Raw genomic sequence first — 16764 nt, 5'->3', positions numbered from 1 at the left:
CGACGGTTAATCACGCTCGTACAGGCGGCGCTGCATTTCGCATTCAAACAGGAATTCAAGCCCTTCGAGCTGGCGGCGCGCTTCGGCGACGTCTTTGCCCCAGCAGGTCAGGCCGTGGCCACGCAGCAGGAAACCGTATTTCAGGGGAGTCTGTTCGGCATGCTGTTCAATGCGTTTTGCCAGCGCGTCGATGTCCTGATCGTTATCGAAGATGGCAATCGGCACCGTGTTGAGGTGCGACTGCTGGCCGGTAAGGGTTTTTTGCATTTCATAGCCGCTGATGTTCAGGGCCGGGCCTTTCTCAATCCGCGACAGAACGGTGGCGTTCACGGTGTGGACGTGAAGCACGACGTTTGCCTCGGGGAAGAGACGATAAACCAGCGTGTGCAGCCCGGTTTCGGCAGAAGGTTTACGCCCCGATGGCGCCTGGTTGGTGGCGATATCTACCTGAAGAAAATCCTCGCTGGTCAGGCTGCCTTTGTCGCGCCCGGATTCACTCAGCCAGCACCACCCGGCATCCTGACGAATGGACATATTGCCGCCGGTTGCCGGGGCCCAGCCCTTAGCGCCAATCCAATGACAGGTGGTGACCAGTTGCGCGAGTCTTTCTTGCCACATACGGTATTCCTCAATGCTTTTTAGTTTGACTGTCTAGCCGTCTAAATGGCTGTTTACATGATGCTATCATTGTGTGAACAGACGAGCAACACTTGCCGGGCGATAAGATATATCGAGTCAATCCGCGGTTTTTCACCGAGTTTTCTCCTGTTAGCGGGCGTTTTTTCCCTGGAGGGGAAAAGAGTCGCTTTGCATCGTTGATTGTTGTTATGTTATAACGTAACAAATTAACGATAAGATGACGCATTCCTATGACGGTAACCCCGGCGCTTTGCCCCAAAACCCTGCCTGATATTCAGTCACTCAGAGGCCACGAATTCGACACGGCCCTGTCTTGGGTCGGCATGGAACAGATCGATCTTCCGGTTGAAATTGCCGGACGCCCGCTGGCGGCGAAAGTGAATGCAGGCATTAATCTGCTCAGCACGCCGGAAGCCGAGAAGGGGATCCACATGTCCCGACTTTATCTGCTGCTGGACGAGTTAACTCAGGGTGAGGTTACGCCTGCCGCGCTGCGAAATTTACTGGGTAAATTTCTGGTTTCTCACCAGCGCAGCAGCAACCGCGCGAGCGTTGAAATCTCGGGTGAGCTGCTGCTGTCCCGCCGATCTTTAACCTCTAATCACTTTGGCTGGAAGGCTTATCCCATCCGCGTGCAGGCCGAGCGTGGAGAAACGTTTACCGTCACGCTGCGGGTCGGGATCCCGTATTCATCTACCTGTCCCGCATCGGCGGCGCTCAGCCGTAACCTGGCCCAGCAGCAGTTTCAGCGGGACTTTGCCGGGCGAAGCGCCAGCATCTCTGTTGAAGAAATGATGGCCTGGCTGGGCGAGAAGGGGATGCCGGGCACGCCCCACAGCCAGAGAAGCTGGGCGTGGGTTAGCTGCCAGCTGAAGCCGGATGTTGCCACGCTGCCTTTTCTGGAGCTTATCGACCGCAGCGAGGCCGCGCTTGGAACGGCGGTGCAGACGGTGGTTAAGCGCGGCGATGAGCAGGCTTTCGCCTGGGCAAACGGGCAAAACCTGATGTTTTGCGAAGACGCCGCCCGCCGTTTGAACAAGGCAATGCTGGACGCGCCTTTTAGCGCTGCTTTTAGCCTCCGGGTTGAGCACCAGGAAAGTCTCCATGCTCACAACGCGGTGGCTCGTATTCACTGGACAGGAAATCACCATGCTGCGTAAAAACCCCTCCGGCCACCTGCCACAGGTCTCGACCAAAGCTTACATAGACCCTACAGCGGTCATTTGTGGCCGGGTCATTATTCATGACTATGTGTATGTCGGGCCTTATGCGGTGATCCGCGCCGACGAACTGAACGCCGAAGGGGATATGGATCCTATCGTTATCCATTCCCATTCGAATATTCAGGACGGCGTAGTGATTCACTCTAAAAGTGGTGCCCCGGTCACTATTGGCAGCGGCACGTCAATCGCTCACCGGGCAATTGTCCACGGCCCTTGTCGGGTCGATGAACGCGTATTTATCGGCTTCAACAGCGTGCTGTTCAACTGCCACGTACAAACCGGCTGCGTCATTCGGTATAACGCGGTGGTGGATGGCGTTACGCTGCCGAAGCAAACCTATATTCCGTCCACCGAACGCGTGGGGCCGGAGTCTGATTTAGCCCAATATTCACGCGTTGACCCTGCCTCGGTGCAGTTTTCAGAAGAGGTGGCGAACACCAACGTCAAGCTGGTGGAAGGCTACCAGCTGCTGCGTAATGAGTTCTGAGTATGCCTCTTTCATCCGCAGAGCCAGAGCTGAGTGTTTCCCTGCGGTCGATTGCCCGTGCGCAGGGCGAGTCCTGGCCGGTAGCGATAAATTTTCAGCTGCTTAAAGGCGAGCGGCTCACGGTGATTGGGCCCAACGGTAGCGGCAAAACGTCGCTGCTGCGGGCGCTGAGTCAGGAGCTAAAGGTTGAAGGGGAGATAACGCTTGCGGGTCGGCACTTAAATAAGCTCAACCCGCTGCTGCGGGCAAAGCTCGTGGCGGTCATGTCGCAAAACGATCTCCCTGATTTGCGCCTGTCCATCGAAGATTACGTCGCGCTTGGGCGGCTCCCGTTTGCCCGGGATATGCCTGAGCCAGAACACCGCTGTATTGTCTGTGGGGCGATGAAAGAGGTTGGTGTTCTCGGGCTGCGGCATAAATCGCTGGCCTGCCTGTCCGGCGGTGAACGGCAGCGGGCTATTCTGGCGCGAACGCTGGCGCAAACTTCACGGCTGCTGCTGCTGGATGAACCGACCAATCATCTTGACCTTGCGGCAAGAGAAGAGCTGCTGATGCTGGTGAAAGCTCGCGGTACTACGGTTATCGCCGTCCTGCACGATCTCAACCTGATTGAAGGGTTTGCCGACAAGGTGCTTATTTTGTCTGCGGGCCAACAGCGGGCTTTTAATGCTCCCGAAGCAGCCCTGAATACCGAAACCCTTCGCCCCGTCTTTGGCCTCGATAGCTTTACCGTGGAGCATCCCGGCCAGCAAGGAAAACGAGTCCGTTTTTTTGAATCTTCACGCCACCAGTAAACCTTCAGGGACCGCTATGATGTTAAAAATTGCCTCCGGCATGCTGCTTGTTTTTGCTTCCTCCGCGGCTTTGGCCTCGGGGTTCCCCGTGACCATTACTAGCTGCGGTAAACCCGTGGTATTTACCTCGGCGCCAAAGCGGGCGGTGATCAACGATCTGAACATGTCGGAGATGGCTTTTGCGCTCAACCTGCAAAAGCAGATTGTAGGCCTCACCGGCATTTCCGGCTGGTACAAAATGACCCCCGAGTTTAAGCAGAAAATGGGGGCTATTCCCGAACTTGCGCCGAAATATCCCTCGCTTGAAACGCTGCTGGCCGCCGAACCCGACTTCTTCTTTGCCGGCTGGAATTACGGCATGAAGGTGGGGGGCGACGTCACGCCCCAAAGCCTTGCGAAATACGGCATCAAAACCTTCGTGCTCAGCGAAAGCTGCGCGATTTCCGGCGAGAGCAAAGCCAAAGCGACGATGGACTTGCTCTATAACGATGAGCTTACGCTTGGTAAAATATTTGGTCAGCAAGAGGCTGCGCGGAAGCTGGTTGATGGCTGGCAAGCGCGGCTGGCGGCACTCCCTAAAGCGAAACAGGGTACTCAACCGCTGAAAGTCTTTGTCTACGACTCCGGTGAGGATAAGCCGTTTACCAGCGGAAAATACGCCATGCCGCAGGCCATTATTGAAGCCGCTGGCGGTAAAAATGCCATGGAAGCGCTGGATACCAGCTGGGGCACTACGTCCTGGGAAAGCGTTGCGGCGACTGAGCCGGACGTGATTATCCTGCTGGATTACCAGAACGGCGGCGGCGCTGATTCGCTCCGCCAGTTCCTTGAACGCCATCCGCTGATGAAGCTCACCCCGGCGGTAAAACAGCATCGCTACCTCAAGCTGCAGTACGCTGAGCTAACGCCCGGCCCGGCAAACATTGCTGCGGTAGAGAAGCTGGCCAACGTGCTGTATGCGAAAGCTCCACGGTGATGCGGATGGCCTCTCGTTATGGCCGGGCCACGAGCCTGGCCGTGTTTCTGATAGTACTTTTTGCGGCGCTTAGCCTGACTGAGGGCGCTGTCCGGCTGAGTCTGCATCAGGTGGCAAGCGCGCTGCAGCCCACGGCGACGGACGTTTCCCCGATGATTCGCGGCATTGTGCTGGATATCCGGCTCCCAAGAACGCTGCTGGCCCTGATGACCGGGGCGGGGCTTGCCGTGGTCGGCGCTTTGCTACAAACCGCCACGCGCAATGAGCTGGCGGATCCTTTTTTGTTCGGGCTATCTTCCGGCGCTTCTGCCGGGGCCGTGCTGGTTTTTACCCGCTTTGGCGACTTCTTCGGCGCCTGGACGCTGCCGGTGGCGGCCTTTTGTGGCGGGCTGCTCTCTTCCGTTGCGGTGTTGTCTTTGTTCCAGCTGAAGCGCGAGCGGGGGGCGGAAACGTTGATTATTTGCGGGCTGGCCATCTCCTTTTTGTTCGGGGCGTTAACCAGTTACCTGATTTTTGCCGGCGATCAGCGCACGGCCAGCTCGGTGTTGTTCTGGTCGCTCGGCGGCCTGGGGCTGGCACGCTGGGACAATCTGGGCTTTGCGCTGGCCGGACTTTTGCTGCTGGCCGCGTTTTGCCTGCTGCGGTGGCGCTCGCTTGACGGGCTGCTGGCGGGCGATCGCACGGCATTTTCGTTGGGCATTAACGTTAACCGTCTGCGCACCGAGATCTTCCTGTGCTGTGCCTTTTCGACCGCAATTTTTGTGGCGCTGACCGGCGTCATCGGTTTTGTCGGGCTGATGGTGCCGCATCTCTGCCGACATTTTTCGGCAATCAGGCACGTGTGGCTTTTGCCGTTGTGCGCATTAGCGGGGGCGAGTTTACTGTGCGGGGGCGACATCGTCAGCCGGGTGTTGGTCGCGCCGCAGGAGCTGCCCATCGGCATTATTACCGCAGGCATTGGCGGGCTGTTTATTGTGGTGATGGTTGCCCGACGCTAGCGTTCGCCGGGTTTAAACAGATCTTCTATGTAATGCATCAGCGCTCGCCAGAGTATGCACAGGGCAGATGCCGCCTGACATCTGCCCTGAATGATTAACGCGTATAGCGAGGTGCCGGAATGCCCGTGCGAGAAGCACCAAATAAAGCGAGGCGAGCTTTTTCGTAGGCTTCCCAAAGTTGTTCGTCATGCAGTGGGGGCATGGAAATCGTTTCTCCTTTGTCCAGGCCGACCAGGGCCGCATCAACCATATCTTCAGCAGTCATTATTGAGCCTTCTGGTAATGTTTCCATCGGCATGCCGGATAGCGTCCAAATTTCCGTGGCCGTAGCGGCAGGAAGTACGGCCTGGATATGAATGTTGCTCCCTTCAACCTCTTCTTGTAACCCGCGGGTGAAGTTCAGCACATATCCTTTCGTTCCGCTGTAAACGGCACTTCCCGCCCGGGCATGCAGTGAAAGAACCGACGCGATATTAATCAGTGTCCCACGATGTAATGTTTGAAATAGTTTTAGCGCCGCCAGGCTAAGTCGGGTTAATGACGTGATATTTAACGTTATATCGCTCTGGTGTAATTCGGCATCCCCTGAGGTGAAAGGCGCCATATGCGCGGTGCCGGCGTTATTAACCAACACGCTGATGCGTGGATCTTTAAGCGCTTCTTCGACTGCGGCAATATCCCGATCGTTAACCAGGTCCGCCTTTAGCGTAGTCACGGTGATGCCGTGCTGAGCCTCAAGCTTTGCGGCAAGATCGCGCAGGCGATCTTCGCGCCGGGCAACCAGCAGCAAATCAAAACCTCTGGCGGCAAAACGATCGGCATAAACCGCACCAATACCGGAAGACGCGCCGGTAATCACCGCGACGGAACGAGAGTTAGCCATAAAACACCTCATAAGAAATAGAGTAACGTTGATTTGGTTTCATTATGAAACCTTGTGGAAAATGTAGAGATAATGGTTTAATTATGCAACCAGCTTGAGGGTTGTTTTTTCGTTATGCGCAGGAATTGGTAAAGAGGGAATTGCTAAGCACCTGAACAACAGGTGCTTACTTGTCAGGAAGCATGGCGTGCCCGAGTGACGATTTCGCCCGGCTGCAGCTCGCGGCCGTCTTCGGCCTGCAGGGTTAGCTTGCGGATGGGGCGATGCTGCTGGCTGTCTACCAGTACGCTGCGTGTCTCATCTTTGGCATACAGATTTTCGCAGCCCCACTGGGAAAGGGCGGCCAGCACGGTTTGCAGCGCCCGGCCTTTCTCCGTCAGCACGTACTCGCTCCAGGCGCTGCCGTCCGAGGCCGGGCGAAGCTCAAAAATGCCGTTGTCGACGAGCTGTTTGAGGCGAACGGTCAGCATATTTTTGGCGATGCCGAGGTTCCTTTGGAATTCACCGAAGCGAGACATGCCGTTCAGCGCATCGCGCACGATAAGCAGTGACCACCAGTCGCCGATCACGTCCAGCGTGCGGGCAACCGAACAGACGCTGTCTTCAAGGCTTTTACGTTTCATCATTCCTCCTGGTGGGATCTACAGGTTCTATTATAAAACTTTTTGGTCGGGAAACTGAGCGACAATTTCAGCGGTACCAGGCGGTGAGCGTGCGACGCAGGCTGGCTATCAGCCGGAGCTTCCATTCCACGGTTGACGTCCGGTACTGCAAAAACAGGCTGCCGATGGCCTGGTCCCCGGAAAGCGGCAGCGTAAAAAGCTGTTCTTTGTCGTTGAGCGTGGCAAACCACGGGGCAGGCACAATAGCCATGCCAGGTTGGATCAGGCCGGCGGCATCGCCAGACTAAAGCTGTGGAGCGGGGCGAAGCTCATTGCCAGCAAGGCGAATGCGGAGCAAATGGCGCGAGGAGGAAAAGAGGACTTTGCGCTTGGGGACGCGCTGCCGTTTCCGCCGGTAAGCACGGATAAAATTATTCACGATCGCGAGACGCTGACCCTCGGCGGTGTGTCCGCGACGGCGCTGCTGACGCCGGGGCATCTGCCGGGCAGCACTTCATGGCTGTTTACTCTGCCCGACGGCAGCAAGCTTATCTACGCCGACAGCCTGGCTACGCCGGACTATTATCTGGTGGCGAATAAAAATTATCCAACGCTGGTGGACGATATTCGCCATAGCTTTGCCACACTTGCCGCGCAGAAGGTCGACATTTTTGTGGCGAACAAAGGGGGGCGCTTCGGCCTGGCGGATAAACAGGCCCGACTGGCCGCCGGAGATAGCAGCGCGTTTATCGACAGGGACGGGTTACAACGCTATGTAGAACTCTCCCGGCAGCGCTTTGAAGTGCAGCTGAAACAACAAACGGAACAATAGGGCTTTTTGCGATCCGCCAGGCAGGTCGGCTGTCATTTTTCTGTCACAATATATTCTTCACATTTTATTAATCACTCCCTGAGGAATAAGTAATGAAGAAAAAAATTGTTGCCTCATTGCTGGCCGTCGCCTGTATTGCCCCAGGCCTGGCGAAAGCGGAAACCGTGCCTGACGGCTACCAGCTGCAGCAGGTCCTGCTGATGAGCCGTCATAACCTGCGTGCGCCGCTGGCCAACAACGGCAGCGTGCTTGAGCAGTCTACGGCTCAGGCGTGGCCGGAATGGGACGTGCCTGGCGGGCAGCTCACCACCAAAGGCGGCGTGCTGGAAGTGTATATGGGGCATTACATGCGTGAATGGCTGGCGAGCCAGAAGCTGGTGACCAGCGGTGAATGCCCGGCGCCGGAAAGCGTTTATGCCTATGCCAACAGCCTCCAGCGTACCGTGGCCACCGCGCAATTCTTCATTACCGGCGCCTTCCCAGGCTGTGACGTGCCGGTACATCATCAGGAAAAAATGGGCACCATGGACCCGGTGTTCAACCCGGTGATCACCAACACCTCGCCTGAGTTTAAAGACAAAGCCGTGCAGGCGATGGAAAAGCAGCGCACGGAATACAAGCTTGCTGACAGCTACAAACTGCTGGAGCAAATTGTCGGCTATAAAAACTCGCCAACCTGTAAAGAGAAGCAACTGTGTGACCTGTCCGGGCCGAAAGATGCCTTTAGCGCCAACGCCACTCAGGAGCCGGGCGTAAACGGTTCGCTGAAGGTGGGCAATGCCCTGGTGGATGCTTTCACGCTGCAATACTACGAAGGCTTCCCGATGGATCAGGTGGCATGGGGAAAAATCAAGACGGCAGAACAGTGGCGCGTGCTTTCGCAGCTGAAAAACAGCTACCAGGACACCCTGTTTACTTCGCCGGAAGTAGCCCGCAACGTCGCGGCCCCGCTGGTGAAATACATTCAAAGCGCGTTAACGTCGAAAGAGGCGACTTCCGGGCCGAAAGTGACGCTGATGGTGGGGCATGACTCTAACATCGCTTCGCTGCTGACCGCGCTACAGTTCAAGCCTTATCAGCTGCCGGGGCAGTACGAGCGCACGCCGATTGGCGGCAATATTCTGTTCCAGCGCTGGCACGATAAGAGCAATAACCGCGATCTGCTGAAGGTGGAATACGTTTACCAGAGCGCCGAACAGCTGCGTAATGGCGATGTATTAACCCTGAAGAATCCGCCAAAACGCGTTACGCTGCAGCTGGAAGGCTGCCCGACGGACGCCAACGGCTACTGCTCGTGGGATAAGTTTAGCGAAGTGCTGACTCAGGCCGTGAAGTAAGAAGATGCTGCCCCCGGAAGGGGGCAGCGGAGAGTTTAAACGTTTTTGCGTTCTATGGTTTGTTCGCCCCAGAAGAGCGAGTCCTTATCCGTTTTAGCAAAGGCGAGCGGTAAAACCTCATCGCTCCCTTCTTCCCAAATTTTTTCGGCCAGCTTTTCGTCGTACTTTGCCAGCTCAAAAATGGCTTCTGCAATTTCTGGTGAGGTGTTGCGTAGACTTGCCCATTCGCCAACGTGATGGGCTTTTGCTTGCGTCGTTGTCATCTCTCCTCCCGTTAACCGTTGAGTTTTACCGCCAGACCTGCGACGTGTTCCCCCTGGTAGCGGGCTATCGCCAGCTCTTCCTGGCTTGGCTGACGTGAACCGTCGCCGCCGGCAATGGTTGTGGCACCGTAAGGCGTACCGCCGCGCACCTGCGAGACATCAAACAGTTCCTGCGCCGCGTAGCCGATAGGCACAATCACCATCCCATGGTGGGCGAGCGTTGTCCAGGTGGAGGTGATGGTCTGCTCCTGGCCGCCGCCGGTGCCGGTGGAGCTGAACACGCTGCCCAGTTTTCCGTAGAGCGCGCCGGACGCCCAAAGGCCGCCCGTCTGATCGAGGAAGGTACGCATCTGGCCCGCCATATTGCCAAAGCGGGTAGGGGTCCCGAAGATAATGGCGTCGTAATCGGCCAGCTCCTGCGGCGTGGCGACCGGCGAGGTGTGGGTTTTGCCGCCGGCCTTAGCAAAGGCTTCCGGGGCCATGGTTTCGGGCACGCGCTTTATTGTCACTTCCGCACCATCGACCTTTTGTGCACCTTCTGCCACGGCCTTAGCCATGGTTTCGATGTGTCCATACATTGAATAATAAAGCACCAGTACTTTAGCCATCTTGCTTCACTCCTCAGTTGAACTGCAGTTTTGCTGCACTCCTTTAAAGATATGACCTGTGGCGCAGAGTGCAAACCTGAGTGTTCCTTCCTTGATGCATCACAAGTGCAGGCGAAATTTTCACCCTGTAGCATTAGCTAACATTTTTTCGGGTGTTTTTTGACCAGCTATAAGAGGGTGTTATGACCTCGGGTTTGCAGGATAAAACCCCAAGCTCACCGGCATGTTTCTGGATGTTTCTGAATGGAGGTTTAATCGCGTCGGTACACTAAGCTTAGTCCCACGCGGTAACGTTGACGGCATGCTCGTCTGGCCGCGCAATGAAAGACTTCTCTTTTATTGAATGCAAGATGATGTCCTAAATCCGGAGGTTAGAAATGGCAAACCATCGTGGTGGTTCAGGTAATTTCGCTGAAGACCGTGAAAGAGCATCAGAAGCAGGCCGTAAAGGTGGCCAGCACAGCGGCGGTAACTTCAAAAACGATCCGCAGCGCGCCTCAGAAGCTGGTCAAAAAGGGGGTAAAAACAGCCACGGCAGCAAGAATAAATAGCCGTAGCTACGTTCAGTGCGCGCAGGGTAATCCTCGCGCCGACGGTGCCCCAACCGCCGGTTTATCCGGCGGTTTTTTATTTTCCCATTGCAACAAAATGTGACTGGAAGCACTATAGACCCTCGACTTTCACCCTGATGTTTCCGGTCTCCCTCATGTCTGCGCCATTAAGCCGTTATAAATTCTCCGTTAAGCCGCAGGAAGCGCTGCTTATCCTCATCACCATGTTCTGGGGCGGCACTTTCCTGGCCGTGCAGTACGCCATGACGATGAGCGACCCGTTCTTCTTTGTTGGCCTGCGCTTTGCTACCGCCGCCGTGGCCGTGGGGCTGCTGTCGCTGAAATCGCTGCGCGGATTAACCTGGCTTGAAATCAAAGCGGGAGTAATGATTGGCGTGGCTATCGCCATCGGCTACAGCATGCAGACCTGGGGGCTGCAAACCATCCCCAGCAGTAAATCCGCCTTTATTACCGCGATGTATGTTCCCGTTGTGCCGCTTTTGCAGTGGATCTGCCTTGGCCGTATGCCGGGCCTGATGTCCTGGATTGGGGTGATCCTGGCGTTTGTTGGCCTTATTTTTCTTGCCGGGCCGGAGGGCACCAGCCTGTCGCTGGGTGCCGGGGAAATTATCACGCTGATTGGCGCGGTGGCGATTGCCGCAGAGATAATCTTGATCAGCGCCTGGGCGGGAAAGGTAGACATCAAACGCGTCACCGTGGTGCAGCTGGCGACGGCATCGCTGGTGTCGTTTGTGGCGATGGTGCCCGCCGGCGAGAGCGTGCCGCATTTCAGCCCCGGACTGGTGATGATTGCCCTGGGGTTGGGAATTTTCAGCGCCATCATTCAGGTGACGATGAACTGGGCGCAGCGCAGCGTATCGCCGACCCGTGCAACGGTGATTTATACCGGCGAGCCGGTTTGGGCGGGGATCTTTGGCCGCATGGCGGGGGAGCGGCTTCCCGTACTCGCGCTGCTGGGCGGGGCGTTGATCGTGCTCGGGGTGCTGGTTAGCGAGCTGAAGCTCAAGCGCAAGAAAGCAGCGAACGCGGAGCGCGACTGGCAGGAAGATATCGAAGGCGAGGGCGTCTGAGCTATAATTCATGCCAGCGATCAACAAGGAGAGCTCGCATGGCTGAAGCCGCAACTGACAGTAAAACCCCTGGGCGCCGCTCGAAAGCCGTAGCGGCCAAAAAACAGGCCATTCTTGCCGCTGCGCTGGCGTTCTTTTCTCAATACGGCATCCACGGCACCAGCCTTGAGCAGGTGGCCGAGCGGGCCGAAGTTTCAAAGACTAACTTGCTTTATTACTACCCGTCCAAAGAAGCGCTCTACGTTGCGGTGCTCAAGCAGATCCTCGACGTCTGGCTTGCCCCGCTGCGAGCCTTTCGCGAGGACCTGCAGCCGCTGGTGGCGATTGGGGAATACATTCGGCTCAAGCTGGAGGTTTCGCGCGATTATCCGCAGGCGTCTAAGCTCTTTTGCCTGGAGATGCTGCAGGGCGCGCCGCTGCTAAAAGGGGAACTGACGGGGGACCTGAAAGCCCTGGTGGATGACAAGTCGGCGATCATTGCCGGCTGGGTTGCCAGCGGTAAACTTGCCGCCGTTGACCCGCATCATCTTATTTTTATGCTCTGGGCCACGACCCAGCACTACGCGGATTTTGCCAGCCAGGTTGAGGCCGTAACCGGCAGCACGCTGCAGGATGAGGATTTTTTCCGCCGCACGGTGGAAAACGTGCAGCGGATGATTATTGAAGGTATTCGGGTTCGTTAATCAGCTCTATTTCGGGGGCAAGACGCAGCTGACGTCGCCCTCTTCGCATTCCAGCGTGCCCTTCAGCAGTTCGGTGCGTTCGAGCGTTTTATCCGCCAGGCAGTTGGCGCGCACCATCGGGTAGACCGATCCCTGTTCAGCGCCAGAACTCATAAAGTCACAGTCCGCATCGCGGAAGGCTATCCACGCATTTTGCGCTTTTTTAAGCTGCGCTTTTTGCTTGTCGGTTGCCCGGGACATAACTTCTTTATAGGTTTTGTTCAGCTGCTCGTCCTGCTTTTTATACTCTGCGGCATAGCACTGATTCATATCGGCCTGGGTGGTGGCTGCATCACAGCCATCGGCCATCGCGGCCCCGCTCAGCAGCAGCCCGCCAACAAGTAAACACACGCGTTTCATTTCGCTGTCCTCAAATAAAAAAGGGCTCTCAGATGAGAGCCCTCGTATCCTGGCAGACTGTTAACCGATTGTCATCAGGCTGGCGTTGCCGCCTGCGGCCGCGGTGTTCACGCTCAGTGAACGCTCCACATAAAGACGCTCAAGCAGGATATTGCTTTCGCCACGGGCAAAGCCCTGGACGGAAACAATCGCGCCCGTGCGGGCGGCCACGGCTTCACAGAGTTTGCGCAGCTGGTCAGAGTCTCCATGGTAAATCACCGCGTCGAACGGCTGTTTCAGCAGCTCTTCCTGCTTCGCAAAATCAATCTGCTGCTGCACGGCTTTCGGCAATTGCTTAGCCAGCTCGCGGTGCAGGCTGTCATCCGCCCACAGCGCACGGCTGCCCACGCTGGTAACCGCCGCAAGCTGCACTAACGCATCGCGTTCGTCGTCGGCAACGCACAGAATGCGTTCACGCGGCAGCAGGGCGTAGGTGTTGCGCTCGCCCGTCGGGCCAGGCAGCACGCGCAGCGTCCCGCTCTGCGCCAGTTCGCCAAACTGCAGGCAAACGGATTTCAGCTCTTCACGGTTGGCTGCCCACTCGCTTAGCGCCTGATGGGCAACCTGCAGGTCACTCTTCAGAGATGCATCCACCGGGGTTTGGGCATCGTGACGGTTAAAGGTGGTTTGCAGCGCATTTTCCGGGCGGTTAGCCAGCAGGCGATACAGATACAGCGGGCCACCGGCTTTTGGACCGGTGCCGGACAGGCCTTCACCGCCAAACGGTTGAACGCCGACCACGGCGCCGACCATATTACGGTTAACGTACATGTTGCCGACGTGGGCGGAGCCGGTGACCAGGGCAATCGTCTCGTCGATACGAGTATGCACGCCGAGCGTCAGGCCATAGCCCGCCGCGTTGATCTGCTTAATTAAGGATTCAAGGTTGTTACGGTTGTAGCGCACCACGTGCAGAACCGGGCCAAACACCTCTTTCTTCATCTCGTCGAAGCTTTCCAGTTCGATAAGGGTCGGAGCGACAAAGGTGCCGGACTGCCATTCGCGCGCGTCCACGCTGTTTTCACGCACGGCCTGGAAGACGGTGCGGCCTTTGGCGCGCATGGCCTGGATGTGCTTCTCAATATTTTGCTGAGCTTCGGCGTCGATAACCGGCCCGATGTCGGTGGTCAGGCGGCCTGGGTTACCCATCCGGCATTCCGCCATCGCGCCACGGAGCATTTGCAGCGTGTGCTCGGCTACGTCTTCCTGCAGGCACAGCACGCGCAGGGCGGAACAGCGCTGGCCTGCGCTGTCGAACGCTGAGGAAACCACGTCCACAACCACCTGCTCGGTCAGCGCGGAGGAGTCGACGATCATTGCGTTGAGGCCGCCGGTTTCCGCAATCAGCGGCGTTGGGCGCCCTTGAGGATCGAGGCGGTCAGCGATATTGCGCTGCAGCAGGGAGGCCACTTCGGTTGAACCAGTGAACATCACTCCGCGCACGCGCGGGTCACCCGTCAGCTGCGCGCCTACGGTTTCACCGCGGCCCGGCAACAGCTGCAGCACGCCCGCAGGCACGCCAGCTTCCAGCAGAATCGCTACGCCCTGAGCGGCAATCAGCGGCGTTTGTTCCGCAGGTTTCGCCAGCACGCTGTTACCGGCGGCAAGCGCGGCGGCAATCTGGCCGGTAAAGATAGCCAGCGGGAAGTTCCAGGGGCTGATACACACGACGGGGCCGAGAGGACGATGAGTTTCATTGTCGAAGTCGTCACGTACCTGGCCCGCGTAATAGTGCAGGAAGTCCACGGCTTCACGCACTTCGGCGATGGCGTTGCTGAAGGTTTTACCCGCTTCGCGGACCAGAATGCCGATCAACTGCTGCATACGGCTTTCCATCATCACTGCCGCGCGTTCAAGAATAGCGGCACGCTCCTGCGGTGGGGTGGCAAACCAGATTGGCGCGTGGTTAACGGCATTTTCGAGCGCGAGGGAAACCTCTTCAGTCGTGGTTTCGCGAGTGTAGCCCACGATGTCGGTCGGCTCAGCCGGGTTTTTCACCGGCGTTAATTCGCCTTCAACAACCGGCTGTTCCAGCACAGGCGTGGCCTGCCACTTCTGCGCGGCGCTGTTCAGCAGGGCGGAAGAAAGCGATGCCAGGCGGTGTTCGTTCGCCAAATCCAGGCCGCTGGAGTTGCTGCGTTCCGTACCGTACAGCGCTTTCGGCAGGGCGATTTTAGGGTGAGGCAACCCAGGCTGGCCTTCTTTAACGGCCATAGCTTCAACCGCGCTGACCGGGTCGGCAACCAGCTCGTCCAGCGGCAGGGTTGCGTCGGCGATGCGGTTGACAAAGGATGTGTTGGCGCCGTTTTCCAGCAGGCGACGCACCAGGTAAGCCAGCAGCGTTTCATGGGTGCCGACCGGGGCGTAGATGCGGCAAGGGCGGTTCAGCTTGCCGTCAGCCACTTTCCCGACCACCTGCTCATAAAGCGGCTCGCCCATGCCGTGCAGGCACTGGAATTCGTACTGGCCAGGATAATAGTTCTGCCCGGCAAGGTTATAAATTGCCGCCAGGGTGTGGGCGTTATGGGTCGCAAACTGCGGGTAGATAAGGTTCGGCACGGCCAGCAGCTTTTTGGCACACGCGAGGTAAGAGATATCGGTGTACACCTTGCGGGTATAAACCGGGTAACCCTCCAGGCCATCAACCTGAGCGCGTTTAATTTCGCTATCCCAGTAAGCGCCTTTTACCAGGCGAATCATCAGGCGGCGACGGCTTCGGGTGGCCAGGTCGACCAGGTAATCAATCACAAACGGGCAGCGCTTCTGGTAGGCCTGAATAACAAAGCCGATGCCGTTCCAGCCCGCCAGCTCAGGTTCAAAGCACAGCTTTTCCAGCAGATCGAGGGAGATCTCCAGGCGATCGGCTTCTTCGGCGTCAATGTTAATGCCGACGTCATACTGGCGCGCCAGCAGCGTCAGGGATTTCAGGCGAGGGTAAAGCTCTTCCATTACGCGGTCGTACTGTGCGCGGCTGTAGCGAGGGTGCAGGGCGGAAAGCTTGATGGAAATCCCCGGACCTTCATAAATGCCGCGGCCGTTGGAGGCTTTACCGATGGCGTGAATCGCCTGCTGATAAGAGACCATATAGGCCTGAGCGTCGGCGGCGGTCAGCGCGGCTTCGCCCAGCATGTCGTAAGAGTAGCGGAAGCCTTTTTCTTCCAGCTTGCGCGCGTTAGCCAGCGCTTCGGCGATGGTTTCGCCGGTTACGAACTGCTCGCCCATCAGGCGCATGGCCATGTCCACGCCTTTACGCACCAGCGGCTCGCCGCTTTTGCTGATAATGCGGTTCAGGGAGCGGGAAAGGCTCGCTTCGTTGTGGGTTGACACCAGGCGGCCGGTAAACAGCAGGCCCCACGTCGCGGCGTTCACAAACAGCGAAGGGCTGCGGCCAATGTGCGAGTGCCAGTTCCCGTTGCTGATTTTGTCGCGGATCAGCGCGTCGCGGGTGGCTTTATCCGGGATACGCAGCAGCGCTTCCGCGAGGCACATCAGCGCCACGCCTTCCTGAGAGGAAAGAGAGAACTCCTGCAGCAGGCTCTGAACCATGCCCGCGCGGCCAGAAGCTGTTTTCTGATTACGCAGCTTGTTGGCCAACTGCCAGGCCAGCTTTTGCGTCTGTTCGGCGATGGCCGGAGCCAGGCGAGCCTGCTCAAGAATCATCGGGACTGCGTCGGTTTCAGGGCGGCGCCACGCGGCGGTGATCGCGGCCCGGCTGACGGACTGCGGCAGAATTTGCTCGGCAAAGTCGAGGAACGGCTGCGCCACTTCTTCAGGCTGCGTCGGGGACTCTTCACTCTCATTGGCCGCACCGGCCAGCAGGGCAGGGAGCTCAGGCAGATCGTCGCTGCTTTCCAGGCGTTCCAGGTAATTAAAGATGGCCTGCTTAATCAGCCAGTGTGGCGTGCGGTCAATGCGCGAGGCGGCCTCTTTAATGCGGTCGCGCGTCGCTTCATCCAGTTTTACGCCCATCGTGGTGGTGCCCATACGACAGTCTCCAGGTTAAGGATTATTCGGGGTTTTACTTTGTTAGCCAGCAATATCCATGAAGTTGCAACTTTGTGCAACCTTGTTAAATCGAAGCCGATAATGGGCTCGCAAAAAAGGGGATTTGTTGCCAGTAAGATAAGAAAATCGTCTGGCAGGGCGATAAGCGGAACGCTAGATTTATCGACGAAGTTAACACTTTTTGACGGTGCAACCGTAAAAAATGTGAGCAAGTGCAACCTGGTGAAAAATGCTTACCTAAGGCAGATGCAAACGATGTAAATGCCGTGTTAAATCGTTTGTGAAAAATAAAGGGTTCCGGCAGGATGCATTCCCCATTACATCACGATAACAACACAGCGCCTCGTTCCGGCG

Annotated in this window: 16 protein-coding genes and 2 pseudogenes; 10 read left to right on the top strand and 8 right to left on the bottom strand. The window is 57.3% G+C overall.

The genetic code is table 11. From position 1 onward, the window contains the following. Positions 1-6: 6 nt before the first annotated feature. Positions 7-618: a methylthioribulose 1-phosphate dehydratase gene (locus tag JT31_RS04645; RefSeq protein ID WP_038473865.1), complete on the bottom strand. Its 612-nt coding sequence runs from the start codon at positions 616-618 to the stop codon at positions 7-9. 251 nt (positions 619-869) lie between these two features. Between JT31_RS04645 and folE2 the strand changes: the two genes are divergently transcribed. The 5 genes from folE2 to JT31_RS04620 are packed head-to-tail and all read left to right on the top strand — an operon-like array spanning position 870 to position 5117. Then, positions 870-1799: a GTP cyclohydrolase FolE2 gene (gene folE2, locus JT31_RS04640; protein WP_038473863.1), complete on the top strand. Its 930-nt coding sequence runs from the start codon at positions 870-872 to the stop codon at positions 1797-1799. Next, positions 1789-2349, top strand: coding sequence for a carbonate dehydratase (locus JT31_RS04635; protein ID WP_038473860.1), 561 nt, complete (start codon positions 1789-1791; stop codon positions 2347-2349). Before folE2 ends, JT31_RS04635 begins: the two co-directional genes overlap by 11 nt. A 2-nt stretch (positions 2350-2351) precedes the next feature. Beyond that, positions 2352-3143, top strand: coding sequence for an ABC transporter ATP-binding protein (locus tag JT31_RS04630; RefSeq protein WP_038473857.1), 792 nt, complete (start codon positions 2352-2354; stop codon positions 3141-3143). A 19-nt stretch (positions 3144-3162) separates the two neighbouring features. Next, on the top strand, positions 3163-4119 hold the full coding sequence (locus tag JT31_RS04625) for an ABC transporter substrate-binding protein (RefSeq protein WP_038482785.1): 957 nt from the start codon (positions 3163-3165) through the stop codon (positions 4117-4119). Next, a complete protein-coding gene (locus JT31_RS04620; RefSeq protein ID WP_081948165.1) occupies positions 4119-5117 on the top strand; it encodes a FecCD family ABC transporter permease in 999 nt (332 codons plus the stop codon). The genes JT31_RS04625 and JT31_RS04620 overlap by 1 nt, the downstream gene beginning before the upstream one ends. A 94-nt stretch (positions 5118-5211) precedes the next feature. Here the strand turns inward: JT31_RS04620 and JT31_RS04615 are convergent, their stop codons facing one another. From JT31_RS04615 to JT31_RS04605, 3 genes and pseudogenes are all read right to left on the bottom strand, one after another. After that, positions 5212-6000, bottom strand: coding sequence for an SDR family NAD(P)-dependent oxidoreductase (locus tag JT31_RS04615; protein ID WP_038473851.1), 789 nt, complete (start codon positions 5998-6000; stop codon positions 5212-5214). Between the two features lie 173 nt (positions 6001-6173). Continuing rightward, the gene (locus JT31_RS04610) at positions 6174-6623 is read right to left on the bottom strand and encodes a winged helix-turn-helix transcriptional regulator (RefSeq protein WP_038473848.1); all 450 of its coding nucleotides are present in this window, start codon (positions 6621-6623) and stop codon (positions 6174-6176) included. 67 nt (positions 6624-6690) lie between these two features. Continuing rightward, positions 6691-6879: pseudogene (locus tag JT31_RS04605) on the bottom strand (LysR family transcriptional regulator); the annotation flags it as partial. Here JT31_RS04605 and JT31_RS04600 point away from each other — a divergent pair. Together JT31_RS04600 and agp are read left to right on the top strand one after the other, a co-directional pair. Then, positions 6865-7434: pseudogene (locus JT31_RS04600) on the top strand (MBL fold metallo-hydrolase); the annotation flags it as partial. The pseudogenes JT31_RS04605 and JT31_RS04600 sit on opposite strands and share 15 nt — an antisense overlap. 92 nt (positions 7435-7526) lie before the next feature. Next, a complete protein-coding gene (agp, locus tag JT31_RS04595) occupies positions 7527-8771 on the top strand; it encodes a bifunctional glucose-1-phosphatase/inositol phosphatase (protein ID WP_038473844.1) in 1245 nt (414 codons plus the stop codon). A 35-nt stretch (positions 8772-8806) separates the two neighbouring features. On the opposite strand, the gene JT31_RS04590 is transcribed toward agp, so the two are convergent. Then, a complete protein-coding gene (locus JT31_RS04590) occupies positions 8807-9034 on the bottom strand; it encodes a YccJ family protein (protein ID WP_038473842.1) in 228 nt (75 codons plus the stop codon). Between the two features lie 11 nt (positions 9035-9045). Continuing rightward, entirely contained in the window at positions 9046-9642 is a 597-nt protein-coding gene (gene wrbA, locus JT31_RS04585; protein ID WP_038473840.1) for an NAD(P)H:quinone oxidoreductase, read from the bottom strand. Between the two features lie 377 nt (positions 9643-10019). Here wrbA and JT31_RS04580 point away from each other — a divergent pair, with 377 nt between their 5' ends. The 3 genes from JT31_RS04580 to rutR all read left to right on the top strand — a co-directional run bounded on the left by JT31_RS04580 (position 10020) and on the right by rutR (position 11967). Beyond that, on the top strand, positions 10020-10193 hold the full coding sequence (locus JT31_RS04580; protein ID WP_008455651.1) for a general stress protein: 174 nt from the start codon (positions 10020-10022) through the stop codon (positions 10191-10193). 155 nt (positions 10194-10348) lie between these two features. Next, a complete protein-coding gene (locus tag JT31_RS04575) occupies positions 10349-11284 on the top strand; it encodes a DMT family transporter (RefSeq protein WP_038482779.1) in 936 nt (311 codons plus the stop codon). A 38-nt stretch (positions 11285-11322) separates the two neighbouring features. Next, positions 11323-11967: an HTH-type transcriptional regulator RutR gene (rutR, locus tag JT31_RS04570; protein WP_038473837.1), complete on the top strand. Its 645-nt coding sequence runs from the start codon at positions 11323-11325 to the stop codon at positions 11965-11967. Positions 11968-11973: 6 nt separating this feature from the next. On the opposite strand, the gene JT31_RS04565 is transcribed toward rutR, so the two are convergent. Together JT31_RS04565 and putA are read right to left on the bottom strand one after the other, a co-directional pair. Beyond that, on the bottom strand, positions 11974-12366 hold the full coding sequence (locus tag JT31_RS04565; RefSeq protein WP_038473834.1) for a lysozyme inhibitor LprI family protein: 393 nt from the start codon (positions 12364-12366) through the stop codon (positions 11974-11976). A gap of 60 nt (positions 12367-12426) precedes the next feature. Beyond that, positions 12427-16389, bottom strand: a complete 3963-nt coding sequence (putA, locus tag JT31_RS04560; RefSeq protein ID WP_038473831.1) for a trifunctional transcriptional regulator/proline dehydrogenase/L-glutamate gamma-semialdehyde dehydrogenase — start codon at positions 16387-16389, stop codon at positions 12427-12429. Positions 16390-16764 lie beyond the last annotated feature (375 nt).

The organism is Cedecea neteri, assembly GCF_000757825.1.
GTDB classification, from domain to species: domain Bacteria; phylum Pseudomonadota; class Gammaproteobacteria; order Enterobacterales; family Enterobacteriaceae; genus Cedecea; species Cedecea selenatireducens.
Note: the sequence above shows the minus strand (reverse complement) of the source record. Positions and strands in the feature narration are given on the sequence as shown.